The organism is Paraburkholderia sp. Cpub6, from assembly GCF_014201065.1.
Classification (GTDB): domain Bacteria; phylum Pseudomonadota; class Gammaproteobacteria; order Burkholderiales; family Burkholderiaceae; genus Paraburkholderia; species Paraburkholderia tuberum.
On the sequence record NZ_JACHDM010000003.1, the window covers coordinates 276,815 to 300,552 of the forward strand.

Annotated in this window: 22 protein-coding genes; 11 read left to right on the plus strand and 11 right to left on the minus strand. The window is 64.3% G+C overall.

The window, feature by feature from the left end; all coding sequences use genetic code 11:
* Positions 1-49: 49 nt before the first annotated feature.
* On the minus strand, positions 50-361 hold the full coding sequence (locus HDG33_RS08120; RefSeq protein ID WP_184024284.1) for a high-potential iron-sulfur protein: 312 nt from the start codon (positions 359-361) through the stop codon (positions 50-52).
* Between the two features lie 81 nt (positions 362-442).
* On the opposite strand from HDG33_RS08120, the gene HDG33_RS08125 reads away from it, so the two are divergent.
* The 3 genes from HDG33_RS08125 to HDG33_RS08135 are packed head-to-tail and all read left to right on the plus strand — an operon-like array spanning position 443 to position 2,094.
* Positions 443-850, plus strand: a complete 408-nt coding sequence (locus tag HDG33_RS08125; protein ID WP_260330361.1) for an iron-containing alcohol dehydrogenase — start codon at positions 443-445, stop codon at positions 848-850.
* Positions 851-895: 45 nt separating this feature from the next.
* Positions 896-1,768, plus strand: a complete 873-nt coding sequence (locus HDG33_RS08130) for an intradiol ring-cleavage dioxygenase (protein ID WP_184023792.1) — start codon at positions 896-898, stop codon at positions 1,766-1,768.
* A 5-nt stretch (positions 1,769-1,773) separates the two neighbouring features.
* On the plus strand, positions 1,774-2,094 hold the full coding sequence (locus HDG33_RS08135) for a YciI family protein (RefSeq protein ID WP_184023795.1): 321 nt from the start codon (positions 1,774-1,776) through the stop codon (positions 2,092-2,094).
* A gap of 219 nt (positions 2,095-2,313) precedes the next feature.
* Here HDG33_RS08135 and HDG33_RS08140 read toward each other — a convergent pair whose 3' ends face one another.
* The 5 genes from HDG33_RS08140 to HDG33_RS08160 form a co-directional block, all read right to left on the minus strand.
* Positions 2,314-3,081: an ABC transporter ATP-binding protein gene (locus tag HDG33_RS08140; RefSeq protein WP_184023798.1), complete on the minus strand. Its 768-nt coding sequence runs from the start codon at positions 3,079-3,081 to the stop codon at positions 2,314-2,316.
* Between the two features lie 37 nt (positions 3,082-3,118).
* On the minus strand, positions 3,119-3,832 hold the full coding sequence (locus HDG33_RS08145; RefSeq protein WP_184023801.1) for an ABC transporter permease: 714 nt from the start codon (positions 3,830-3,832) through the stop codon (positions 3,119-3,121).
* Positions 3,829-4,518, minus strand: coding sequence for an ABC transporter permease (locus HDG33_RS08150; RefSeq protein ID WP_184023804.1), 690 nt, complete (start codon positions 4,516-4,518; stop codon positions 3,829-3,831). The genes HDG33_RS08145 and HDG33_RS08150 overlap by 4 nt, the downstream gene beginning before the upstream one ends.
* Before the next feature lie 80 nt (positions 4,519-4,598).
* Entirely contained in the window at positions 4,599-5,372 is a 774-nt protein-coding gene (locus HDG33_RS08155; RefSeq protein ID WP_184023807.1) for an ABC transporter substrate-binding protein, read from the minus strand.
* Between the two features lie 286 nt (positions 5,373-5,658).
* Positions 5,659-6,576: a LysR family transcriptional regulator gene (locus HDG33_RS08160; protein WP_184023810.1), complete on the minus strand. Its 918-nt coding sequence runs from the start codon at positions 6,574-6,576 to the stop codon at positions 5,659-5,661.
* 458 nt (positions 6,577-7,034) lie between these two features.
* On the opposite strand from HDG33_RS08160, the gene benA reads away from it, so the two are divergent.
* From benA to HDG33_RS08185, 5 genes are all read left to right on the plus strand, one after another.
* Positions 7,035-8,402, plus strand: a complete 1,368-nt coding sequence (gene benA, locus HDG33_RS08165; RefSeq protein WP_184023813.1) for a benzoate 1,2-dioxygenase large subunit — start codon at positions 7,035-7,037, stop codon at positions 8,400-8,402.
* Positions 8,399-8,890 (plus strand): benzoate 1,2-dioxygenase small subunit, encoded by a 492-nt coding sequence (benB, locus tag HDG33_RS08170; RefSeq protein WP_184023816.1) that lies wholly within the window; start codon positions 8,399-8,401, stop codon positions 8,888-8,890. The genes benA and benB overlap by 4 nt, the downstream gene beginning before the upstream one ends.
* Before the next feature lie 25 nt (positions 8,891-8,915).
* Entirely contained in the window at positions 8,916-9,938 is a 1,023-nt protein-coding gene (gene benC, locus HDG33_RS08175; RefSeq protein WP_184023818.1) for a benzoate 1,2-dioxygenase electron transfer component BenC, read from the plus strand.
* Entirely contained in the window at positions 9,935-10,726 is a 792-nt protein-coding gene (locus HDG33_RS08180; RefSeq protein WP_184023821.1) for a 1,6-dihydroxycyclohexa-2,4-diene-1-carboxylate dehydrogenase, read from the plus strand. The genes benC and HDG33_RS08180 overlap by 4 nt, the downstream gene beginning before the upstream one ends.
* Before the next feature lie 165 nt (positions 10,727-10,891).
* Positions 10,892-12,109 carry a benzoate/H(+) symporter BenE family transporter gene (locus tag HDG33_RS08185; protein WP_184023824.1) on the plus strand — a complete coding sequence of 406 codons (1,218 nt, stop codon included), beginning with the start codon at positions 10,892-10,894 and terminating at the stop codon, positions 12,107-12,109.
* A gap of 13 nt (positions 12,110-12,122) precedes the next feature.
* Here the strand turns inward: HDG33_RS08185 and HDG33_RS08190 are convergent, their stop codons facing one another.
* From HDG33_RS08190 to HDG33_RS08210, 5 genes are all read right to left on the minus strand, one after another.
* Positions 12,123-13,580, minus strand: a complete 1,458-nt coding sequence (locus HDG33_RS08190) for an efflux transporter outer membrane subunit (RefSeq protein WP_260330362.1) — start codon at positions 13,578-13,580, stop codon at positions 12,123-12,125.
* An 81-nt stretch (positions 13,581-13,661) separates the two neighbouring features.
* Positions 13,662-14,777 carry an ABC transporter permease gene (locus HDG33_RS08195; protein WP_184024287.1) on the minus strand — a complete coding sequence of 372 codons (1,116 nt, stop codon included), beginning with the start codon at positions 14,775-14,777 and terminating at the stop codon, positions 13,662-13,664.
* A 32-nt stretch (positions 14,778-14,809) separates the two neighbouring features.
* Complete coding sequence (locus HDG33_RS08200; RefSeq protein WP_184023830.1) at positions 14,810-15,790, minus strand: ABC transporter ATP-binding protein; 981 nt, start codon at positions 15,788-15,790, stop codon at positions 14,810-14,812.
* Positions 15,787-16,752: an HlyD family secretion protein gene (locus HDG33_RS08205; RefSeq protein ID WP_184023833.1), complete on the minus strand. Its 966-nt coding sequence runs from the start codon at positions 16,750-16,752 to the stop codon at positions 15,787-15,789. Before HDG33_RS08205 ends, HDG33_RS08200 begins: the two co-directional genes overlap by 4 nt.
* Positions 16,749-17,444, minus strand: a complete 696-nt coding sequence (locus HDG33_RS08210) for a TetR/AcrR family transcriptional regulator (RefSeq protein WP_090810826.1) — start codon at positions 17,442-17,444, stop codon at positions 16,749-16,751. The genes HDG33_RS08205 and HDG33_RS08210 overlap by 4 nt, the downstream gene beginning before the upstream one ends.
* 349 nt (positions 17,445-17,793) lie before the next feature.
* Between HDG33_RS08210 and HDG33_RS08215 the strand changes: the two genes are divergently transcribed.
* The 3 genes from HDG33_RS08215 to treA all read left to right on the plus strand — a co-directional run bounded on the left by HDG33_RS08215 (position 17,794) and on the right by treA (position 23,713).
* Positions 17,794-19,710, plus strand: a complete 1,917-nt coding sequence (locus tag HDG33_RS08215) for a potassium transporter Kup (RefSeq protein ID WP_184023836.1) — start codon at positions 17,794-17,796, stop codon at positions 19,708-19,710.
* Between the two features lie 344 nt (positions 19,711-20,054).
* Entirely contained in the window at positions 20,055-21,551 is a 1,497-nt protein-coding gene (locus HDG33_RS08220; protein WP_184023839.1) for an alkaline phosphatase family protein, read from the plus strand.
* A 353-nt stretch (positions 21,552-21,904) separates the two neighbouring features.
* Positions 21,905-23,713, plus strand: a complete 1,809-nt coding sequence (gene treA / locus HDG33_RS08225) for an alpha,alpha-trehalase TreA (RefSeq protein WP_311548230.1) — start codon at positions 21,905-21,907, stop codon at positions 23,711-23,713.
* Positions 23,714-23,738 lie beyond the last annotated feature (25 nt).

Below are 23,738 nucleotides of genomic sequence, written 5' to 3' on the forward strand. Positions count from 1 at the left end.
TGACGCTGTACACACAGCGGTATGCCCAATGACAACGACGGCGTGTAAATTACGCCTTTTTCACGTAGGCGTTACACCACCCTTTTGCGTCGACCAGCTTGCCCCCGTAGGTCGGACACGGCCCATTCGTGGAACCGGGTTTGCCTTGATACAGTTGGCAATTGGCGCAGGTCTGCCCTGTCTGGTACCGAGGGAATTTCGTCTTGTCGACCTTCGATGCGTCCATCTTGTATCCGAGGGCCAGTGCGGTCGGATCGTTTTCGGACAGCACAGGCGCGTCCGCGTTTGACTTTGTCGAGAGAACCGTCGTTGAGGCAACGGATGCGGCAAGTATCATGAAATGACGGCGAGAGAGCGACACGATCGAAACTCCTTTCGAGACACGATCAGACGATGGCAAAGTGACGGTGAACCGGTCAATCGCAAACCGCCTCGTCATAACATGAGCAATCAGCATACCTGCACGATCCAGCGTGACGGATTGACAGATTCAGCGATTAGCAGCGAAACAGCATTCACTTCCCATCACAAGCTGTGTCATACGTTGGGCGGTACGTTTAACCTGCCGCATACGGCACACTACAACCACGGCGCCGCGCCCGATGCGCTTGCGCGCGTCGCACGCGCGCTCGGCGGCAAGCGCGCGGCCGACGCGGGTCCGCTGCTGTTCGAACTGAACCGCGCGCTCGGCATTCCGATGGCGCTCGCGCAGATCGGCATGGCCGAGCAGGGACGCGACGAAGCGGCCGATCTCGCGTGCAAGAATCCGTATGCGAACCCGCGTCCCGTGGCGCGCGACGCGATCCGCGCGCTGCTGCAACGTGCGTGGCAGGGCGCCGAACCCGCCTGAGCATTGGCCAACGCAGCGCCGCCAGAACAATCGATGGAGGAAGACATGTCGACAGACAGCAAAGAGGCCGAGCAGGCCCTGACCGAGCAGGTGGTAGCAAGCTTCGCGGGCACGCCCGACGAACGGCTGCGCACGCTGATGCAAAGCCTCGTGCGGCACATGCATGCGTTCGCGCGTGAAGTCGAGCCGACCGAGGCCGAATGGATGTCGGCCATTCGCTTTCTGACCGACACCGGCAAGATGTGCGATGACCTCGTGCGTCAGGAATTCATCCTGTTGTCGGATACGCTCGGCGTATCGATGCTCGTCGACGCGATCAATCACCGTCTCGCGACGGGCGCGACCGACACCACCGTATTCGGTCCGTTCTATATTCGCGGCATGCCCGAGCGCGCGTACGGCGAGAACATCGCGTTCACGCCGGGCACGCCCGCACTCGTGCATGGGCGCGTGCTGTCGACGGACGGTGAGCCGCTTGCCAACGCGGTGCTCGACGTCTGGCAGACCGCCGATAACGGCATGTACTCGGGGCAGGACACCGAGCAGCCGCACGGCAATCTGCGTGGACGTTTTCGCACCGACGCCGAAGGCCGCTACGCGATTTCGACGATCGTGCCAGTCAGTTATCCGATTCCGACCGACGGCCCGGTCGGCCGCATGCTCGAAGCGACTGGACGGCATCCGTGGCGACCCGCGCATCTGCACTTCATGATAGATGCGCCGGGGCATCGGACACTGGTTACGCATGTGTTCGATCGCGAGGATCCGTATCTGGATTCGGACGCGGTGTTCGGCGTGAAGCCCTCGCTGATGGTCGACTATCGCGAGTGCTCCGCGGATCACGAACTCGCGCGCCGCTTCGGTTTCGATGGACCGTTCCGCGAAGCGCGCTACGACTTCATCCTCGATCGGAGTTGACGACGATGGCACGTTTTTTCGCGGTATTCGCGACCGACAAGCCCGGCATGCGCGAAGTGCGCGAAGTGCGCGAACGGGTGCGTCCGGTGCATCGGACGTGGTTGCGCGGCAATACGCATCGTGGCGTGTTCGTGCGCCTCGGCGGTCCGACGCTCGCGCCGCAATGCGATGCGATGAATGGCGCGTTGCCGGTCGTCGAAGCGGAGCGTATCGACGATGTGATGGAGTTCGTCAGCAACGATCCGTATATGCAGGCGGGGCTGTTCGATTGCGTCGAGATCCGTCTGTGGGACTGGAGCCTCGGCAATCCGGAACGGAGAGTCTGAGCGATGAACGCTTTTCGCCGCAAAGCGGCGATGCGGGCAGCCTCGCGGCGCGGTCACACGAGTCAGGCGTGATCCTCGTGCTGCCGGAGGGCGAGAGCGAACACACGGTGTATCTGTGAACCGCGCACAGACCAGTGCAATCGGGTGAGTGGCGCAGTCGTTCTGGAAATGATTCGAGGTAAGGCGCGAGGCTGAACGACGCGCCATACCCCGCCGCCGCTACTTCAACCGCCCCGCCAAAAACTGCTGCAACCGCTCACTGCGCGGATTCGTCAGCACCTGATGCGGATGCCCTTGCTCCTCGATCTTGCCCTTGTGCAGGAATACGACATGATTCGACACGTTGCGCGCAAAGCCCATTTCGTGCGTGACGACGATCATCGTGCGGCCTTCTTCGGCGAGCGCCTGCATCACACGCAGCACTTCGCCGACGAGTTCGGGATCGAGCGCCGAAGTCGGTTCGTCGAACAGCATCACTTCCGGCTCCATCGCAAGCGCGCGAGCAATCGCGACGCGCTGCTGCTGACCACCGGACAGATGCGACGGATATTTTTTCTCCGTGCTGGCCGGCAAACCGACCTTGGTCAGATACTTCCGAGCGCGTTCCTCGGCTTGCGCGCGGCTCAATCCCAGCACGCTGATCGGCGCCTCGATGATGTTCTCGAGCACCGTCATATGCGCCCACAGATTGAAATGCTGGAACACCATCGACAGACACGTGCGCATCGTTTGCAACTGCTTCGGATGGGTCACGCGTAGCGAGCCGTTGCGATCCCTGCTCGTGTTGATTTCCTCTCCGTTCAGCGTGATGCGCCCGGAGCACGGCGATTCGAGAAAGTTGATGCACCGCAGGAAGGTGCTTTTCCCGGAGCCGCTCGACCCGATGAGGCTAATCACGTCGCCCGCCTTCGCCTTCAGCGAGACGCCCTTCAATACCTCGTTGTCGCCGAACTTCTTGTGCAGGTCGTCGACCGTCAGCTTGTACATGCTCGTATGCTCCATCATGACGCGAATGCGTCCGGGTTTAATGCGCTTGCGGTTTCAGATAAGCCAGCAATCGGATTTCCATCTTGCGGAAGCCCCAGATCAGCGCGAACACGATCGCCGCATACAGGATCGCCGCGATGCCGTACGCCTGGAACGTCGCGTAGGTCGCGGAGTTGACGTCGCGCGCCACCTTCAGAATGTCGGGGACGGTCGCTGTGAACGCGAGTGTCGTCGCGTGCAGCATCAGGATCACCTCGTTGCTGTACGAGGGCAGTGCCCGGCGCAGCGCCGAAGGCAGGATGATGCGCGTGTACAGCTTGAACTTCGACATGCCGTAAGCCTGGGCCGCCTCGATTTCACCGTGCGAGGTCTCCCGGATCGAGCCCGCGAAGATCTCGGTGGCATACGCGCATTCGTTCAGCGCGAACGCGAGCAGCGTGCAGTTCATCGCACTGCGAAAGAAGCTGTCGAGCATCTGGTGCGAATGGACGAAATGCAGACTGTAGAGGCCCGTGTAGATCAACAGCAATTGAACGTATAACGGCGTGCCCCGGAAGATGTAGGTGTAAAGCCAGACGGGTCCGGAGATGTAGCGGTTGCGCGACGCGCGCGCGATCGCGAGCGGCACGGCCAACACGAAACCCAGCACGATCGACGCAACCAGCAACCACAGCGTGATGACGAGGCCGGTGTAGTTGAAGCCGTCCGTGAACAGGTAGTTCTGCCAGTATTGACGAGTCAGTTCGATCACAGCGCGGCCCTCTGTACGCCGATCGAGTAGCGCTTCTCAAGGCGGTTCAATACCAGATTCGAAATGGTGGTGATGGCGAGGTAGATGGCCCCGGTCGCCAGCGTGAAGAAGAAGAACGACTGCGTGCTTTTGCCGGCGTCCTGCGATGCCTTGACCACGTCCGCGAGACCGATGATCGACACGAGCGCGGTGGCCTTCACGAGCACCTGCCAGTTGTTGCCGATGCCGGGCAGCGCGAAGCGCATCATCTGCGGGAACAGGATGCGCGTGAACACGCGCCGCGCGCTCATGCCGTACGCGAAGCCCGCTTCGATCTGCCCGCGCGGCACGGAGAGAAACGCGCCGCGGAAGGTTTCGGTGAAGTACGCGCCGTAAATGAAGCCCAGCGTGATCACACCGGCGAGAAACGGATCGATGTCGATCTGCTCCATGCTGAACATGTCGGTCAGATCATTGAGCCAGATCTGGATGCTGTAGAACAGCAACAGCATCAGCACGAGATCGGGCACGGCGCGGATCAGCGTCGTGTACATCGTGCCGATGCGCGAGATCGCACGGTTGGTCGACAGCTTCGCGGCGGCGCCGAGAAGTCCCAGCGCAAACGATGCCGCGAGCGACAGCACCGCGAGCTTGATGGTTACCCACGTGCCCGCGAGGAGCAGCGGACCGAAGCCTTGAAACAGCATGGGAGTGTCCTTGATGGAGCGAGCCGCGCGCATGCGCGCGGGGCCTGGCGATCGGGTGGGGCGGGCTCGTGGGGGCGGACTCAACTGCCGTACACGTCGAAGTTGAAGTACTTCTGCTCGATCTTCCTGTAGGTGCCGTCCTTGATCATGTCGGCGATCGCCTTGTCGACCTTCGTCTTCAGATCGGCGTCTTCCTTGCGCATGCCGATGCCCGCGCCGTTGCCGAGGATCTTCGGATCGTCGATGGTCTTGCCGACGAAGTCGAAGCCCGCGCCGCGCGGCGTCTTCAGGAAACCCTGGTCAGCCTGCACGGCGTCCTGCAGCGCTGCGTCCAGACGGCCCGACTGCAGGTCGGTATAGACCGCGTCCTGGTTCTGATACGGCACGACCTTCACGCCCTTCGCCTCCCAATAGGTCTTCGCGTAGGTTTCCTGGATCGTGCCCTGTTCGACGCCCACCGTCTTGCCCTTCAGCGAGTCGGCGCTCGGCAGGATGCCCGAACCCTGCTTCGCGACGAGACGTGTCGGCGTGTTGAACAGCTTCGACGAGAAGGCGATCTGTTCGGCGCGTTGCGGCGTCATCGACATCGACGACAGCACGCCGTCGAACTTCTTTGCCTTCAGTGCCGGAATCATGCTGTCGAAGTCCTGCTCGACCCACACGCACTTAGCGTTCAAACGGCGGCAGATTTCGGTGCCGAGGTCGACGTCGAAGCCGACCAGCTTGCCATCGGTCGCTTTCGATTCGAACGGCGCGTAGCTCGCATCCACGCCGAAGCGAACCGTGGACCAATCTTTGGCGAAGGCGCCGGTGGCAGCGAGCGCGAGGGCGAGGGACAAGGCGAGTTTCTTCATAAAGTCTCCGGGAGGGATACTGCGAGGTGCGATGTTGTATAGACAAATTATCCCGTACGAGCGATGAGCGGCAATCGGGGTTAGTGCTTACGGGCACCCGGGAAGGAGACAGGGAGTAGGCTTGAAAGCCTTTCTGGGCAAGCTTTGAAGGCTAATTGAAGGGCTACGGGCGCAGCCGGAATTTTCGCGTATACCCGCGGTCTATACCGCGGCGGATATCTTGTCCATACAACTTCGTTACGGCGACGCCCGCCTGGGCGTCGGGCCGCGAACCGCGCAATCCGCTCTACGAATGCGAAGGCGGCAGATAGGTCATGTGCTCTTCGTCGTACAGCGCGTAGATCAGTTCGAGCATGCGCTGGATGTCGGCCGATTCATCGAGCATGCGCATGCTCATGATGATCGGCGACACGAGGTTCTGATCGTCGAGGTCCTTGTAGGCGACGTCGCCGCGCTGCAAGCCGTACACGCTCGCCGGCACGATCGAGATGCCTTCGCCCGCGCCGACGAGGCCGAGCGCGATCTGCAATTCGCGCGTCTCGTAGAGCCGCTGCGGCTTCAGACCGCGATCGTGAAACGCGGCGAGCACCTGGTCCGCGTAACTGGGCCGTGGCGCCTTCGGGAAGATGATCAGCGTTTCGCCGGTCAGGTCGTGCAGCGACAGCACCGGCTTCGCGGCGATCAGCGGATGGCCGAGCGGCAGCGCGACGATCATCCGTTCTTCGCGCAGCACGACGCGCCGGATGCTCGGGTCTTCGTAACGGATGCGGCCGAAGCCGACGTCGATGCGGCCTTCCTTGAGCGCCTTGATCTGATCCATCGTCGACATCTCGTGCAGGCTCAGCTCGACGGTGCCGTTCTCGGTACGAAAGCGCCGGATGATTTTCGGCAGCATGCCGTACAGCGTCGAGCCGACGAAGCCCACCGACAAACTGCGCTCGATCTTGCCGACGCGCCGCGTCATCGCCTCGATTTCCGTCGTTTGCGCGAGCAGTTGCACGGCGTGCGAATAGAAGAAGCGGCCAGCCTCGGTCAGCTTCAGCGGCCGCGAGTTGCGCTCGAACAGCTGCACGCCAAGGATGTCTTCGAGCTGCTGGATCTGCCGGCTCAGCGGCGGCTGCGCAATATGCAGACGTTTGGCGGCCTTGGTGACATTGCATTCCTCGGCGACGGCCACGAAGTAGCGCAGATGGCGCAGTTCCATAGAAATACCTTTTAAGTATCGTCGCGATACCAAATCAGTGTTGGACGATGCAAATGGCGTAGAACTATGCTTCAGTTACCGTAGACGCCCCACAAAATTATACCTCCCGAGCATCGATAACTCGGCCCGGTCTGAAGCGTCGGTCGGCCCATGGAGACGGCGCAGGCAAATCCTCGCGCATGGGATCCAAGACCTAGAAAGAGTTCAGGAGCAGCAATGAGACATGCTGATATCGCAACCCCGATGCAAGGGTTGTCCACCGATTCCCTCAGGCACCAGGTCCCGCCTCCCGTGCCGAAGGTCGAGCGCTTGCGCGCCACGGCCTGACGCCATACGGAGGCGCACCGCCTCCGCTCCCCGACGTGAAAGACCAACCGGCCACCGGCCTCCCGGCAGGCAGGCCGCTCCCTATACGCGTGCGTCGCACGCATACCAACAGTCCGAATCAGGAGACACGCATGATTCCGATCTACCCGGATCACACTCCGCAACTGAAGAACATCGACGACTTTCTCGTCGAAGATAGCGAGCGCGGCGATTACCGCCTGCATCGCAGCGCGTTTACCGACGAGCGTCTGTTCGAGCTCGAAATGCAGCACATTTTCGAGGGCAACTGGATTTACCTGGCCCACGAAAGCCAGATTCCGAACAACAACGATTACTTCACGACCTACATGGGCCGTCAGCCGGTCGTGATCGCACGCAATCGTCAGGGCGAGCTGAACGCGTTCATCAACTCGTGCACGCATCGCGGCGCGATGCTGTGCCGCCACAAGCGTGGCAACAAGGCGACCTATACGTGCCCGTTCCACGGCTGGACCTTCAACAACAGCGGCAAGCTGCTGAAGGTCAAGGACCCCGCGGACGCCGGCTATCCCGACTGCTTCAACAAGGAAGGCTCGCACGACCTGAAGAAGCTCGCGCGCTTCGGCAACTATCGCGGCTTCCTGTTCGGCAGCCTGAGCGATGACGTGCCGCCGCTCGAAACGTTCCTCGGCGAGGCCGCGCGCATCATCGACATGATCGTCGACCAGTCGGAAGACGGTCTCGAAGTGCTGCGCGGCTCGTCGACCTATACGTACGAAGGCAACTGGAAGCTGACCGCCGAAAACGGCGCGGACGGTTATCACGTGTCGGCCGTGCACTGGAACTATGCGGCAACGACCAATCATCGCAAGGAAGAGAACGCGCGCGAAGACAAGATCCGCGCGATGGATGCCGGCAGCTGGGGCCGTCAGGGCGGCGGCTTCTACGCGTTCGAGCACGGTCACATGCTGCTGTGGACGCGCTGGGCGAATCCCGAAGACCGTCCGAACTTCAGCCGCCGCGAGGAATTTGCCGCGCGCTGCGGCGCCGAGCGCGCGGACTGGATGATCCAGAACTCGCGCAACCTGTGCCTCTACCCGAACGTGTATCTGATGGACCAGTTCGGCTCGCAGATTCGCGTGCTGCGGCCGCTGTCGGTCAACAAGACCGAGGTGACGATCTACTGCATCGCGCCGAAGGGCGAGTCCGGCGAAGCGCGCTCGCGCCGCATCCGTCAATACGAGGACTTTTTCAACGTGAGCGGCATGGCCACGCCCGACGACCTCGAGGAATTCCGCGCCTGCCAGCTGGGCTACGCGGGCCGAGCGGTCGAATGGAACGACATGTGCCGCGGTTCGAAGCACTGGATCGACGGCGCGGACGAAGCCGCGCAAAAGATCGGCCTCAACCCGGTGATGAGCGGTGTGAAGACCGAGGACGAGGGCCTCTACACGGTGCAGCACCGCTACTGGATCGACACGATGAAAAAGGCGCTGAATGCGCCGGGGAGCCGCGCATGAGCAACATCGCCATCACCGATATTCAGGCTTTCCTGTTCCGCGAAAGCCGCCTGCTCGACGACGAGCAATGGGACGAGTGGCTCGCCTGCTATCACCCGGACGCGTCGTTCTGGATGCCGTCGTGGGACGACGAGGACAAGCTCGTCACCGATCCGCAGCGCGAGATTTCGCTGATCTACTACCCGAACCGCCAGGGCCTCGAAGACCGCGTGTTCCGCATCAAGACCGAGCGTTCGAGCGCGACGATGCCCGACACGCGCACGAGCCACAACGTCGCCAACGTCGAAGTGGAGAGCGCGGACAACGGCGTGTACACGGTGCGCTTCAACTGGCACACGCTGAGCCATCGCTACAAGACGAACTACAGCTACTTCGGCATGTCGCGCTACGTGATCGACTTCAACGGCGCGCAGCCGCAAATCCTGAGCAAGTACGTCGTGCTGAAGAACGACTACATCAATCAGGTCATCGACATCTACCACATCTAGCCGGTGCGGTTGCAGGAGACAGGTCATGGAACACACTATTGCACTTCAGTTCGAAGACGGCGTCACGCGCTTCATCAGCTGCCGTGAGAACGAAACGCTGTCGGATGCCGCTTACCGGCAGAAGATCAACATTCCGCTCGATTGCCGTGAAGGCGCGTGCGGCACCTGTCGGGGGCTGTGCGAATCGGGTGCGTACGACATGCCCGAATCGAGCTACGTCGAAGATGCGCTGACCCCCGAGGAAGCGAGCCAGGGCTATATCCTCGCGTGCCAGACGCGGCCGCGCTCGGATCTGGTGATTCGCGTGCAGGCGTCGTCGGCGGCGTGCAAGACTGGGGTGTCGCGTTTCGAAGGCACGCTCGCGGCGGTCGAACGGCTGTCGGATTCGACGATCCATTTCTCGATCGATATCGACGGCGCGGGCGCGCCGAGCTTTCTCGCGGGTCAATACGTGAACGTCGAGATTCCGGGCGCGAGCGGCGAGAGCCGGTCGTACTCGTTCAGCTCGGCGCCGGGCGCGACGCGCGCGGCGTTCGTCGTGCGCAACGTGCCGGACGGCAAGATGAGCGGCTTTCTGAGCAACGATGCGCAGCCTGGTCAGCAGATCGGCTTCACGGGTCCGTATGGCAGCTTCTATCTGCGCGATCCGCAGCGTCCGGTGCTGTTCCTCGCGGGCGGCACCGGCATCGCACCGTTTCTGTCGATGCTCGACGTGCTGAAGGCGAGCGGCAACCTGCAGCCGGTGCGCCTCGTGTACGGCGTGACCAACGACATCGATCTGGTCGCGCTCGAACAGATCGAAGAGGCGCAGCGCTCGCTGCCGAATTTCAGCTATCGCACCTGTGTCGTCGATTCCGCGAGCAGCCACGAGCGCAAGGGCTACGTGACCGCGCATGTGGATAGCGAATGGCTGAACGACGGCGACGTCGACGTCTACTTGTGCGGCCCGGTCGCGATGGTCGAAGCGGTGCAGGGCTGGCTGCGCGACAGCAGCGTCGAGCCCGCGAACTTCTACTACGAAAAATTCTCGGCGAGCAACGTAGCATGACTTCGACCTTTACCGATCGCTTCAAGGGCAAGGTGCTCGTCGTGACCGGCGCGGGCCAGGGCATCGGCCGTGGCGTCGCGTTGCGCGCGGCGCGCGAGGGCGCGGCTTTGGTGCTGGTCGACCGTTCCCCGATCGTGCACGAGGTGGCCGAAGAGATCGCACGCACAGGCGGCGAAGCGCGCGCGTTCATCGCCGACCTCGAAACCTATGCGGGCGCGGCCGCGATGACGACCTTCGCGATCGAGGCGTTCGGCCGCATCGACGCGCTCGTCAACAACGTCGGCGGCACGATCTGGGCGAAGCCGTACGAGGAATATGAAGCAGAGCAGATCGAGGCCGAGGTGCGGCGTTCGCTGTTCCCGACGCTATGGTGCTGCCACGCGGTGTTGCCCGTGATGCTGAAGCGTGCGAGCGGGGCGATCGTCAACGTGTCGTCGATTGCGACGCGCAGTATCTATCGCGTGCCGTATGCGGCTTCTAAGGGCGGCGTCAACGCGCTGACCGCGAGCCTCGCGTTCGAGCATGCCGAACACGGCATCCGCATCAACGCGGTCGCGACCGGCGGCACCGAAGCGCCGCCGCGCCGCGTGCCGCGCAATACGGCACCGCAAAGCGAGCAGGAAGCGACGTGGTATCAGGGCATCGTCGATCAGACGATCGCGTCGAGCCAGATGCATCGCTACGGCACGATCGACGAACAGGTCGGCGCGATCCTGTTCCTCGCTTCCGATGACGCGTCGTATATCACCGGCACCGTGCTGCCGGTCGGCGGCGGCGATCAGGGCTAGCGAGCGGCTGCGGCTGAACAATGCCGACAGGCCGCGCGGCGATCGTCCTTCATACTATCGGCCCGGAATGACTCCGCGCTCTGACGGTGACTTGCGGCGGCCAGCGGCAACCTGCGCCGCGAGGCGCGTGTCACCGACAGCGGGCCGCCTTGACCCACATCGACGATGAATCCCACCCCTACCCAGGCGCCGACCACGCGCGCCGTTGCGGGCGACTGGTCCGTGTCCGCCGTCGTGGCCGGCTTTCTGGCCGTGCTGATTTCGTACGCGGGCCCGCTCGTGATCTTCTTCCAGGCGGCGCAAGCGGCCCACATGCCCAACGAGATGGTCGCGTCGTGGGTATGGGGCATCTCGATCGGCGCGGCCGTCTCCGGCATCTTCGCGAGCTGGAAGCTGAAAGTGCCGGTCGTGACCGCGTGGTCGGCGCCCGGCACCGCGCTGCTGGTCGGACTGTTTCCCGCGTTGACGCTGCATCAGGCGGTGGGCGCGTATCTGAGCGCCGCCGTGATCATTCTGCTGATCGGTATCTCGGGCTATTTCGACCGCATGGTGCGCAGCATTCCGAAGGGCATCGCCTGCGGGATGATGGCCGGCATTCTGCTGCAGTTCGGCACGCATGCGTTCAAGGCGGCGGCGTCGATGCCCGCATTGGCGTTCGGCATGATCGGCGCGTACATCGTGTTCAGGCGCCTGCTGCCGCGCTATTGCATCGTGCTGGTGCTGTTGACGGGCACGGTGCTCGCCATTGCGCTCGGCGCCGCGCACCTGGGCGCGCTGCTGCTGCAAGTCACGCGGCCGATCTTCATCAAACCCGAATGGACGCTGAGTTCGACGCTGAGTCTTGCCTTGCCGCTCGTGGTTGTCAGTCTGACCGGGCAGTTTCTGCCGGGGATGGCGATTCTGCGCGTGTCCGGCTATCACACGCCGGCCCGGCCGATCATCACCGCGACGAGCATCGCGTCGATCGGCGTGGCGTTTTTCGGTGGCATCACGATCGTGATCGCCGCGATCACGGCGGCGTTGTGCACGGGCAAGGATGCGCACGACGACCCGGACAAGCGCTATATCGCGGGCATGGCGAACGGCGTGTTCTATCTGATCGGCGGCACGTTCGCCGGTGCGATCGTCGCGCTGTTCACGATGCTGCCGAAGGAGTTCGTCGCGATTCTGGCGGGCCTCGCGTTGATCGGTGCGATCACGTCGAACGTGATGGGCGCGATCCAGGACGAAGACCATCGCGAGGCCTCCGTGATCACGTTTCTCGCGACCGCATCCGGTATGACGTTCCTCGGGCTCGGCTCCGCGTTCTGGGGCATCGTGATCGGCTCGTTCGCGTACCTCGTGCTGAACAAGGTGCGGCGCGAGACGCCTGCAAACCGATGACCAACCGATCGACTCAAGGCCGCGCCCCGAGCGCCTGATACAGCGCGGCGGTATCGGCATAACGCTGCGCGGCGGCTTTGGTGCGATCGAGTCCGGTCTGCAATTCCTGGCGCTGCGTATCGAGCAGTGTCAATTGACTGATGCCGCCGGCCGCATACCGCTGACTCGCGATACCGGCGCCGCGTTGCGCGCTGCGTTGAGCCGCATCGAGCGCCTGCAATGCAATCGCGTCCTGATCGAGCGCGCGCAGCGCGTCGGCGACCTGTTGCAGTCCCTGCAGCACGGTTTGCTTGTAGACGGCGAGCGCCGCTTGCCAGGCCGCCTCCGACGAACGCTTGCGCGCCAGCAGCTCACCGCCGTGGAACAGCGGCTGCGTGAGACCCGCTCCGAAATTCCACACGTTGAAGCCCGTCAGCAGATCGGACACGTTGACGCGTTCGGTCGCCGCGCTGCCCGACAGCGTGATGCGCGGATACAGGTTCGCGGTCGCGACGCCGATGTTCGCACTCGCCTGATGCAGCAGCGCCTCGGACGCGCGAATGTCGGGCCGTTGCCGCGCGAGCGTCGACGGCAAGGTCAGCGGCAGATCGGCCGGCAGCACTAGCGTGTCGAGGTCGAGCGCGGCGAGGTCGTGGGTGGTGGCCAATTCCGCCGGCGCGCGTCCCAGATAGATCGCGAGTTGATGATCGGTCTGCGCAAGCTGCGTGCGCAATGGCGGTAACGTCGCGCGGGTTTGCTGCACGAGCGTGCGCTGGCTCAGCAGATCGACTTCGGAGATGCCGCCCGCGCGATAGCGGCGTTCGGCGATATCGAGTTGCTGCATCTGGTTGGCGAGCAGCGCTTCGGTGAGGGCGAGCTGCCGCGCAAGCGACGCGCGCCGGATCGCCGCCGTCACGACGTTGCCCGCGACCGTCAAACGCGCGGCTTCGAGTTCGTATTGCTGATAGTCGACCTGCGCGGCCACCGCTTCGAGCGCGCGGCGATTCGCGCCGAACAGATCGAGCGTGTACGACACCGTGACCTGTGCGCTGTACAGCGTGAACGGCGCAAACGCGCGGCCCTGCGTCAGCTGACCGAAGCCGAGCGCCTCGGGATCGATTTTCTCGCGCGTGGTCGACAGGTTCGCATCGACTTGCGGCCATAGCGTGCCGCCCGCCTGCGCGCGATAGTCCTGCTGCGCTTCGTCGAGTTTCGCGCGGGCTTGCGCGAGGGTCGGGCTATCGTCGAGCGCATGTTGCACGAGCGCGTCCAGCGCCGGCGAGCCGAAAGCGCGCCACCAGCCGTCGCCGGGCACCTCGGTCGGCACGAAGTGTTGCGCGGCGCCGCCGGGACCATCGGCTGCGACGGTGCTCGCCGCAAGCGGCGCGGCGGTATAGCTCGACACGCTGGTCACGTCGGGTCGATGGAAATCCGGGCCGACGCTGCACGCGCACAGTGCCCCGCTTGCGCAGAAGACGGCCAGCCGGCGCATGGCGGAACGCTGGGACCAACAAGCCGCGCGATGAAAAACCGTGTCACGAAAGCCAGGAGCGGAACACATTGCAGGCCTTCCTCAATCGAGCGTGCGCCGATAGAACTTCACGGCGATACCCATGACGACGAACAGAAAGATCAGCAGCGGCCATACATGGGGCCACATGTCGGCCCAACCGACGCCCTTGAGCAGAATGCCGCGCACCAGCCGGTTGAAGTAGGTGAGCGGCAACAGGTTGCCGATGTACTGCGCCCACTTCGGCATGCCCGCGAACGGAAACATGAAACCCGACAGCAGGATGTTGGGCAGAAAATAGAACATCGTCAGTTGCATGGCCTGCAACTGGTTCTGCGCGAGCGACGACAGCGTAATGCCGATCGTCAGATTGGCCGCAACGAACAATAGAGCGGACAGATACAGCGCGATCAGACTGCCTTCGAACGGCACGTTGAACACGAAGCGCGCCGCCGCGAGAATGATGCTGACCTGCACCAGGCCGATCGCCACGTAAGGCACGATCTTGCCGGTCATCACTTCGAGCGGCAGCACCGGCGTGGCGAGCAGATTTTCCATCGTGCCGCGCTCGCGTTCACGCGTGATCGCGAGGCCCGTCATCATCACCATCGTCATCGTCAGGATCACGCCCATCAGGCCGGGCACCACGTTGTACTGGGTCAGGCTTTCGGGGTTGTAGAGCCGGTGCAATTGAACGTCGAAAGCGGCGGGGCCGACCGCGAGCGTCGACAACGGACCCGTGAGGTCCTTGCGCAACACCGACTGCGCGATCGACGGCAGCGCGCCGAGCGCGGTGCCCACCGCGGTGGGGTCCGTCGCGTCGGCTTCGACGAGCAGCGATGGCCGCGCGCCCTTGGCCAGATCGCGCGTGAAACCGACGGGGATATTCAGCACGAACAGCACCTTGCCCTGCGCGAGCGCGCGGCGACCGGATTCTTCGTCGGGCAGCGTCGATACGATGTCGAAGTAATCGGAGTTGCGCATCGCCATCAGGAAACTGCGCGTGAACTCGCTGTGATCGGCGGCGATGACGGCGGTCGGCAGATGCTTGGGGTCGGTATTGATCGCGAAGCCGAACAGCGCCATCTGCATGATCGGCAGCACGATCATCATCGCAAACGTGATGCGGTCGCGCTTCAGTTGCAAAAACTCCTTGCGCACGACGCTCCACCAACGCATCAGCGAAAAGCGTGGAAGTCGGCGGGCGGAATTCACGATGCTTTGCCCGAAGGGGTGGCGTAATTGTCGGTCGAGCGGTTCATCATGAAGATGAACACGTCCTCGAGGCCGGTTTCCTGTGGTTCGATCCGCAACGCTGGGTCCGAATGAGCCAGCTGGTCGATCGTGGCGTGGAGTTCGGGCGTGTCCGGACCGCTCACGTGCAGCGACGAACCGAACGCCACCGTCTGCTCGACGCCGGGCGAGCGGCGCAGCCGGTCGCCGAGCTCGACGAGATTCTGGCCGTACACGGCCCACGTCACGAGCCCTTGCGAATCGATGACCTGTTTCGACGTGCCCTGCGCGAGCAGCTTGCCGTAGGCGATATAAGCGAGCTTGTGGCAGCGTTCCGCTTCGTCCATATAGTGGGTGCTGACGAGCACCGAGATGCCGCGCGCCGCGAGGCGATGCAACTCTTCCCAGAAGTCGCGGCGCGCGCTCGGGTCGACACCTGCGGTCGGTTCGTCGAGCAGCAGCAGTGCCGGCTCATGGAGCATGCACGCGGCCAGCGCGAGACGCTGCTTCCATCCGCCCGACAGTGCGCCGGCCAACTGCTTCGCACGGCTTTGAAGGCCAAGCTGTTCGAGCGCGCGATCGACCGCCTCGCGGCGGTTCTTCATCTCGTAGATGCGCGCGACGAAGTCGAGGTTTTCGCGGATCGTCAGATCTTCCCAATAGGAGAAGCGCTGCGTCATATAACCGGTGCGCCGCTTGATCTGCGCGCTGTCGCGCACGATGTCGTAGCCGAGACACGTGCCGCTGCCGGAGTCGGGCGTCAGCAGTCCGCACATCATGCGGATGCAGGTGGTCTTGCCGCTGCCGTTGGGGCCGAGAAAGCCGAAAATCTCGCCGCGCTGCACGCGCATCGTGACATCGTTGACCACGTGCTTGGTGCCGAAATGCTTGTTCAGCCCCTGCACGTCGATCGCGTACACGGGGTCGCTGGCATTGCCGGGGGGCGCGGGCGCACTCATTGCAGCGTGACCGTGACGGGCTGGCCGGGCCGCAGCTTTGGCGCATCGGCGGTCTGAGGTCGGGCTTCGACCATGAACACGAGCTTCGCGCGGCTTTCGTTGCTGAAGATTACCGGCGGCGTGTACTCCGCCTGGTCCGAAATGAAGCTGAGCACGGCCGGCACATCGGCCGCGCAACCGTCGCAATGAATCGATACGCGACGGCCCGGCGCGAGCGAACCGACCACTCCCTGGGGCACGAAAAAGCGCACCTTGACGTTCTCCGGCGGCAGCATGCGCACGACGGGGCTGCCGGCCGGCACCCATTCGCCGCTGCGATACATCGTGTCGAACACGAGGCCGGCGTGCGGCGCGTGCACGCTTTTCTGATCGAGCTTCCATTGGGCCTGGCCGAGCTGGGCCTGCGCCGCGTCGACCTGCGCCTGTTGCGCGCGGATCTGTTCGATCCGCCCAGGCAGACGCGCGACGGCCAGCTGGCTTTGCAACTCACGCACGCGCGCGGCGCTCGACAACGCGGTCGCGCGCGAGTCGTCGAGCTGGCTTTGCGCGATGCCGCCCGCGCCGAATTGCTGTTGGTCGCGGCGGAACTGCGTCGCGGCGCGCGTCGCATCGGCTTCGGCCTGCACGAGTTGCGCGCGCGTCACATCGACTTCCGGCGGACGCTTGCCGGTTCCAAGGTCGGCAAGCTGGGCGCGGGCCGAGCGCAGTTGCTCGGCCGCCTGCGCGACGGCGTCGGTTTCGTTCTGCGCTTCGAGCGCGAAGAGCGGCGTGTTCTGCGCGACGGTCTGCCCGCGCGAGACCGCGAGCTCGGTCAACTGTCCCGCCTGCGAAGACGCGAGGTACAGGAACTCGCCTTCCACATAGCCTTGCCACGTGTTCGCCGGTGGTCGCGAACAGCTTGCGCACGCGATGCACAGCGCGAGCAACGCGGCACGTCGAGATGAGCTGGCGAACACGATCATGACGGCTTCCCCTTCGCGCGGCGTGCGGTGGACGTCGCCCCGGTTGCGGCCTTCGCGTTGGTCTCGACCGCCGTGGTTGCGCTCATGCCCTGCGCGAGCAGCGCGACGACATGGCGTTCGAGCGTCGCGCGATCGAACGAGGTGCGCGGATTCAGGCGCTGCCAGATCCTCGCGGTTGCCTGCGGCAGCATCACCAGAGCGAGCACCGAGTTGAACAGCAGCAACGGTTCGAGCTGGGCGTTCAACTGACCCGACGCGCAGCCACGCGCGATGTTCTGACCGAACGCGGCGAGCTTTTGCACGGGGATGCGCGCAAACGCGCGCTCGCGCAGCAAACCGCCTTCGTTGACGATCTCGCGCAGCCAGAGCGAAGGCAGCCACGGCATGGTTTCGGTGACATCGAACATGCGCTTGACGATGCCTTGCGTCAGCGCGAGCGGTTCGTCGTGTTCGGGATCGACCGGGTCCCAGATCGCGCCGAACGCGGCGACGAGCCTTTCCTCGAACAACGCGTCGAGCAGCTTTTCGCGCGTCTGGAACCAGTAGTGCACCATCGCGGACGTCACGCCGCTCGCCGCCGCGATCTGCGCAACCGTCGTGTTGGCGATACCGCGCTCGGCGAACAGCGCCACCGCGACATCGAGCAGATGTTCGCGTGCGTCGAAGTCCTGCGGATGAGGACGGCGACCCATTCGGGAACGGGCGGCTTGCGGCATGGACACCAGACTAATTGATGAGTTAGTTAGTTTTAACTCATTGATAGTAGGATATTTTCCGGTATGGCGAAGGAGGGGAAACCCCTGGCGGCGGGCGGCCTTCGCTTTCGCCGTTCCGCCTGACGTTAAGCTGACCATGGACGGCAACTGGCATCCCCGCGCGAGGCGCATTTTCGCCGGAAATTTCTATACTTTCTCTAGCGCACACCCGGCACGATCCAGCCCGTACGACCCAAACGAATTCACATCAACGAAACGAAAGAATCGAAGCGAACCCGCGGCGCGCTCCTCACGGCTCACGCGCGATTCGTATGAGGAGGCAGACATGGCACATTCCGCATCCGCCGCGCCGGCGAAGGAAGGCCACGGCGAAGCGTCGCCGGCTCTGCCAGCGCTCGCGCTGGCCGCGCTCGGCGTGGTCTATGGCGACATCGGCACGAGCCCGCTCTATACGCTCGCCACCGTGTTCGATCCCAGCAACGGTCTCACGCTCAATGCTTTCAATATCGTCGGCATCGTCTCGCTGATCTTCTGGTCGCTGATGATCGTCGTTTCGCTCAAGTACGTCGTACTGATCCTGCGGGCGAATAATCATGGCGAAGGCGGCATCATGGCGCTGCTCGCGCTCGCGGCGTCGTCGATCGCGTCGCGGCCGCGTTTGCGTCGCGGCCTCCTCGTGGTGGGCGTGATGGGCGCGGCGCTGTTCTTCGGCGATAGCGTGATCACGCCGGCCATTTCCGTGCTGAGCGCCGTGGAAGGGCTCGAAGTCGTCGAGCCCGGGCTCAAGACCTATGTGATTCCAGTGACGCTCGCCGCGCTCATCATCCTGTTCGTCACGCAAAGGCACGGCACGGGCGGCATCGGCGCCGTGTTCGGGCCCGTGATGGTGCTCTGGTTCGTCGTGATCGGCGTGGCGGGCGTCGCGAACATCATGGCCGCGCCGGTCGTGCTGTATGCGCTCAATCCGCTGGAAGGGCTCGGCTTCGTCATGCATCACCGCTGGCTCGCGTTCGTCGCGCTCGGCGCGGTGGTGCTCTCGCTGACGGGCGCCGAGGCGCTCTACGCCGACATGGGCCATTTCGGCAAGCGACCCATCCGCCTTACCTGGTTCGGCGTCGTTTTTCCCGCGCTCGCGCTCAACTATCTGGGCCAGGGCGCGCTGCTGCTGGCGAACCCCGGCGCGGTGCAAAACCCGTTCTACCGTCTGTTCCCGCAGTGGGCCGTCGTGCCGATGATCGTGCTGGCGACGATCGCCACCGTGATCGCCTCGCAGGCCGTTATTTCGGGCACCTATTCGATGACAATGCAGGCCATGCAGCTTTCCTTCCTGCCGCGCATGAACGTCGTGCATACGTCGGAGCGCGAGATCGGGCAAATCTACGTGCCCGGCATCAACTGGATCCTGTTGATCGCCGTGGTTGCGGCGGTGTTGGGCTTCCGCTCGTCCACGGCGCTCGGGTCCGCGTATGGCATCGCCGTGACCGGCACGATGCTCATCACCACGTTCCTGACGTTCTTCGTCGTGCATTACGCGTGGCGCTACAACTGGCTGCTGTGCCTGCTGTCCACCGCGTTCTTCTTCGTGATCGACGCATTGTTCTTCTCGGCGAATCTGCTCAAGATCGTCGATGGCGGCTGGTTCCCGCTCGTGATCGGCGCGATCGTGTTCACGGTCATGGCGACGTGGGGACGCGGCTGGGAAATGATGCTGGCCGAGGCGCGCGTGCGGGCGGGAAAGACGCCGCTCAAGCCGTACCTCGCTGCGCTGCTCGAAAGTTCGCCGACGCGCGTGGGCGGCACGGCGATCTTCCTGACGCCGGACGCCGAAGCGGTGCCGCACGCGCTCGTCAACAACCTGCGGCACAACCGTGTGCTGCATGAGCGCACGGTTTTCCTGAGCGTCATAACGAAGAACGTGCCGTGGGTGGCCGAAACCGAGCGCGTGCAGATCCGGCCGCTGTGCACGGGTTGCTGGCACGCAACGGTGAAGTACGGATTCAAGGACGAAGTGGACTTGCCGCGCACGCTGGCCGCCTACAAATCGCCGGAACTGGCCTTCAATCTGGACGACACATCCTGGTTCCTGAGCCGCGCGGCCGTGGTGCCCAAACGCGGCCATGGCATGGCGCTATGGCGCGAGCGGCTTTTCGCGGTGATGCTGCACAACGTGGGCAATATCGCGGCGTTCTTCAAACTACCGGCCAATCGCGTGATCGAAGTCGGCGCGCGGGTGGAGATCTAGAGCGTGCCGTTCAGCAAGCGTGGAGCAGCGGCCGGCCTGCTTCGATACTCCTCGGCCAATTCGGGCATCGAGTAGGAGTGGTCTCCTGTAAGTTCGTCAGTCTGGTTGGCGTGACCAGGCTGCGTGAGCACCGTAACCGCCGCGCCTGCGTAGTCAGCACGCGGAGGCGAATCGCCCTTGTCCCACGCTAGCGTTGAGCGCCGCTTCGCAACGGCCCTCGGATACCTCGGGTTCGAAACTTGCTGCCCACGGCCAACCCGCCGCTCGAATCGGCGCGCGCGTTTTGCTTCGCGGCAGGCTGGCATGGACGGACGCCCGCGCCGCATCCAACGAGGAGACGTGTCATGGGCGACGAGACTCACCAGAATCACGGACACGACCGCCGCCGCTTTCTTGCGGGTGTGGCCGCGGTGGCCGGCAGCGTTGCGCTATCGGGTTGCGGAGGCGGCGGTGGATTGGGCGCAGACGACCAACCGGGCGGAGGGAGTGCCAGCGACCCCGCGCCCTCGATTACCGACATTCCATCGCCCAACGCCGCCGACCGCTACAGCCTGCCGCGCCCGGCGTTGCCCGCGCCGGCCAGTTCGGGCATCGACTTCATCGTGCTGGTCACGATGGAAAATCGTTCCTTCGACCATTTCCTCGGCTGGGTGCCGGGGGCCGAGGGCATGCCCGCGAACCAGCACTTCAAAGACGCGTTCGGCGCGACGCAAACGCCGTTTTCCCTCGCGGCAAATGCCGCGTACGGCTATCAGGCGTGCGCCTACCAGGACCCCAATCACGGCTTCTCGGGGGGGCGCACGCAACTGGCATCGGGTGCGATGAATGGCTGGCTGCTCACGCCGGGCACGAGCCTGATCCCGGGCGACCTGCTGCCTATCGGCTACTACACGTCGGCCGATCTTCAATTTTTCAACGCCGTGGCGAGCAGTCATACGATCGGCGACTTCTACTTCAGCGGCATCCTGACCAGCACCTTTCCCAATCGCCTCTATCTGCATAGCGGCGCAACCGATCGGCTCGACGACAGCACCGACACTTCGTCGCTCGCCACGATCTGGGACAAGCTGAGCGACGGCAATATCGACTGTCGCTACTACTACCACGACGTGCCGTTCACGGCGCTTTACGGCACGCGTTATCTGGGCATTTCGCGCCCGTTTGTGGATTTCCTCGTGAATGCCGCGGCCGGGACGCTGCCGCCATTCTGCATGGTCGATCCGTCTTTCACGGGCGAGCCGGAAGGCGTTTCCACCGACGATCATCCGCATGCCGACATCCGCGACGGCGAGGCGTTTCTCGCGCAGGTCTACGAGGCGCTGCGCACGAGCCCGACGTGGAGCCGCACGCTGATGATCGTCGTCTACGACGAATGGGGCGGCTTTCTCGAGCACGTGGTGCCGCCCACCAGGCCGATCAGCAACAGCGAGCTCACACTCGGCAACGACGGCAAGCTCGGCTTTCGCGTGCCGCTCGCGCTGCTCGGCCCGCGCGTGCGCGCGAACTCGATCACGCGCTATCCGTTCGACCCCAGCGCGATTCACGCGCTGCTGCAATGGCGCTTCGGCATACAGCCGCTTGGCGTGCGCGGCAGCGATCCGGCGACGTTCAATCTCGCCTACGCGCTCGCTCTCGACGACGCGCCGCGCACCGACGCTCCCGCGTTCACGGTCGCCCAAGGGCCGTTCGGCGGGACGTGTCTGGGGGCGGCCGCGCCTTCGCCGTCAAGCTCCGTAGCGGCGATCGATCAGTCGCAAAAGCTGGCGATCAACCCGACGGCGGACCGCTTCGCGGATCTGCGCGCGAAGGCGGCGTCACTAGGATTCCGGACCGGAGGCTAAGCTGGGTTTCCGCTTAAAATGAGCGGGCCGCAAGCCGGCGCCGGACCGGGCCGCGCTGGATTCTGAATGGCAGCGCGCACGGCGGGATGCACGGCCTGATGAAGGCTCATGCCTTGAGCGCAGTTTGGTGAGAAACGCTTGCGCGCGACATCGTTTTGCGAAGCGGGCTCCGCACTTGCTGGCGAGACCGTCTCGAAGCCCCGCGGCAGCGTGCAGCATGTCATCGGCGCGCGCGGCGGGCCGCCTACGTCGACCTCACCGCGTCGTCCTCAACGGGTCCGCCGATGCCATTTCGTTACGATCTTCCCGTTTGGTGTTCCCGCGAGCGGCCATACCGCCGCGTTGTAGCCTCCGTGGCCGCCGCGCTGGCGGTCGCCGCAAGCACCAGCGTCATTGCGCAATCCGCGCCGACGGTCGCGCAGACCCAGCCGGCCGTGCCGGCCGTTACGCTGCCCGCATCGGCCGCCGCCGCGAATGCCGCCAGCAGCGCCGCGGACCGACACGTCGAAAACACGGATCACGCGCAGCCGTCGCCGGTCGTGCCGACGCCGCCGTCCGAGCTGTACGGCGAGCTGTATCGTGACGTCGAACTCGCGCATCTTTACCCGGACAGCAAGACGTTTGCCGATATGTCGCCAGGCGAGCCGCCGGCCCAGGTCATCGCCGACTACGACAGCCAGCGTGCTCAGCCGCGCTTCGACCTGAAACAATTTGTCGAACAGCGCTTCACGCTGCCCCCGCGCGCGCCGAAGCGCTACGCGTCCGATCCTGACGAGAGCGTCACCGCGCACATCGATACGCTGTGGAACGTGCTGCGTCGCGAACCGGATGCGAGCGCGAGCCCGTACTCGTCGCTGTTGCCGCTGCCGTCGCCGTACATCGTGCCGGGCGACCGCTTCGACGAGATCTACTACTGGGATTCGTACTTCATCCTGCTGGGGCTCGACGCGAGCGGCCAGCACGCGCTCGTCGACGACGAGCTGAACAATTTCTCGACCTTGATCGACCGCTATGGCCACATCCCCAACGGCAATCGCACGTATTACCTGAGCCGTTCGCAGCCGCCGTTCTTCGCGCAGATGGTACAGCTCGTCGCGCGCAAGGAGGGCGATCAGGTCTACGCCCGCTATCTGCCCGAGCTGCGCCGTGAATACGCGTACTGGATGGCCGGCAGCGACCATCTCGCGCCGGGCAACGCGGCGCGCCATCTCGTGCGCCTCGCGGACGGTACGCTTCTCAATCGCTACTGGGACGAGCGCGCGGCGCCGCGCGACGAGTCGTACCGCGAGGATGTGATGACGGCGCAGCGGATGCCGCAACGCGATGCGCAGGATTTGTGGCGCAACCTGCGCGCGGGCGGCGAAACCGGCTGGGACTTCAGCTCGCGCTGGTTCGCCGACGGCAGGACGCTCGCGAGCATCGACGTGACCTCGCTAGTGCCAGTGGACCTGAACTGCCTGATGGTGGACCTCGAACGCACGCTCGCGAAAGCCTACCGTGTGACCGGCGATGCAGGCCACGCCGAGAATCTCGAACTACGCGCCCGCGTGCGCGCCGATGCGATCCGCCGGGTGCTGTGGGATCCGCAACTGCACGCTTTCGGCGACTACGACTTCGTGCACCGCACGCTCACGCACCGGCTTACCGCCGCGACGGTGTACCCGCTTTACGCCGGCGTCGCGACACGCAACGACGCGCGCGAAGTGGCGCAGACGATCCGGCGCGATCTGCTGCGTCCGGGCGGTCTCGCGACGACGCGGACCAACACCGGCCAGCAGTGGGACGAGCCGAACGGCTGGGCGCCGCTGCAGTACCTCGCGGTGATCGGGCTGCGCCGCTATAGCGAGCCGGAGCTCGCGCGCGATATCGCGACGCGCTGGATCCGCACCGACGTCGCGTACTACCAGCGCACCGGCAAGCTGGTCGAGAAGTACGACGTCGACGCGAGCGGCAAGTCGGCGGGGGGCGGCGAGTATCCGCTGCAGGACGGCTTCGGCTGGACCAATGGCGTGCTGCGCGTGCTGATGCAGCTCTATCCGGATGCGGTGAGTTCGACGAAGCCGGCCGATCTGCCGGGCGGCGCGGTGGGGGTGTCGGACGCGGCGGCATCGGCGGCGGCCGCGCCGCAGACGTCGCACAGCACGTCGCCCGCGGGCCACTAGTTGCAAAGGAGGCGCGCAGCCAGGC

Excerpts from the sequence above, each read along its gene's own strand:
- HDG33_RS08125 (WP_260330361.1), top strand. The coding sequence starts at position 443 with ATGAGCAATCAGCATACCTGCACGATCCAGCGTGACGGATTGACAGAT.
- HDG33_RS08130 (WP_184023792.1), top strand. The coding sequence starts at position 896 with ATGTCGACAGACAGCAAAGAGGCCGAGCAGGCCCTGACCGAGCAGGTG.
- HDG33_RS08135 (WP_184023795.1), top strand. The coding sequence starts at position 1,774 with ATGGCACGTTTTTTCGCGGTATTCGCGACCGACAAGCCCGGCATGCGC.
- HDG33_RS08140 (WP_184023798.1), bottom strand. The coding sequence starts at position 3,081 with ATGTACAAGCTGACGGTCGACGACCTGCACAAGAAGTTCGGCGACAAC.
- HDG33_RS08150 (WP_184023804.1), bottom strand. The coding sequence starts at position 4,518 with ATGCTGTTTCAAGGCTTCGGTCCGCTGCTCCTCGCGGGCACGTGGGTA.
- HDG33_RS08155 (WP_184023807.1), bottom strand. The coding sequence starts at position 5,372 with ATGAAGAAACTCGCCTTGTCCCTCGCCCTCGCGCTCGCTGCCACCGGC.
- HDG33_RS08160 (WP_184023810.1), bottom strand. The coding sequence starts at position 6,576 with ATGGAACTGCGCCATCTGCGCTACTTCGTGGCCGTCGCCGAGGAATGC.
- benA (WP_184023813.1), top strand. The coding sequence starts at position 7,035 with ATGATTCCGATCTACCCGGATCACACTCCGCAACTGAAGAACATCGAC.
- benB (WP_184023816.1), top strand. The coding sequence starts at position 8,399 with ATGAGCAACATCGCCATCACCGATATTCAGGCTTTCCTGTTCCGCGAA.
- benC (WP_184023818.1), top strand. The coding sequence starts at position 8,916 with ATGGAACACACTATTGCACTTCAGTTCGAAGACGGCGTCACGCGCTTC.
- HDG33_RS08180 (WP_184023821.1), top strand. The coding sequence starts at position 9,935 with ATGACTTCGACCTTTACCGATCGCTTCAAGGGCAAGGTGCTCGTCGTG.
- HDG33_RS08185 (WP_184023824.1), top strand. The coding sequence starts at position 10,892 with ATGAATCCCACCCCTACCCAGGCGCCGACCACGCGCGCCGTTGCGGGC.
- HDG33_RS08190 (WP_260330362.1), bottom strand. The coding sequence starts at position 13,580 with ATGCGCCGGCTGGCCGTCTTCTGCGCAAGCGGGGCACTGTGCGCGTGC.
- HDG33_RS08195 (WP_184024287.1), bottom strand. The coding sequence starts at position 14,777 with ATGCGTTGGTGGAGCGTCGTGCGCAAGGAGTTTTTGCAACTGAAGCGC.
- HDG33_RS08200 (WP_184023830.1), bottom strand. The coding sequence starts at position 15,790 with ATGAGTGCGCCCGCGCCCCCCGGCAATGCCAGCGACCCCGTGTACGCG.
- HDG33_RS08205 (WP_184023833.1), bottom strand. The coding sequence starts at position 16,752 with ATGATCGTGTTCGCCAGCTCATCTCGACGTGCCGCGTTGCTCGCGCTG.
- HDG33_RS08210 (WP_090810826.1), bottom strand. The coding sequence starts at position 17,444 with ATGGGTCGCCGTCCTCATCCGCAGGACTTCGACGCACGCGAACATCTG.
- HDG33_RS08215 (WP_184023836.1), top strand. The coding sequence starts at position 17,794 with ATGGCACATTCCGCATCCGCCGCGCCGGCGAAGGAAGGCCACGGCGAA.
- HDG33_RS08220 (WP_184023839.1), top strand. The coding sequence starts at position 20,055 with ATGGGCGACGAGACTCACCAGAATCACGGACACGACCGCCGCCGCTTT.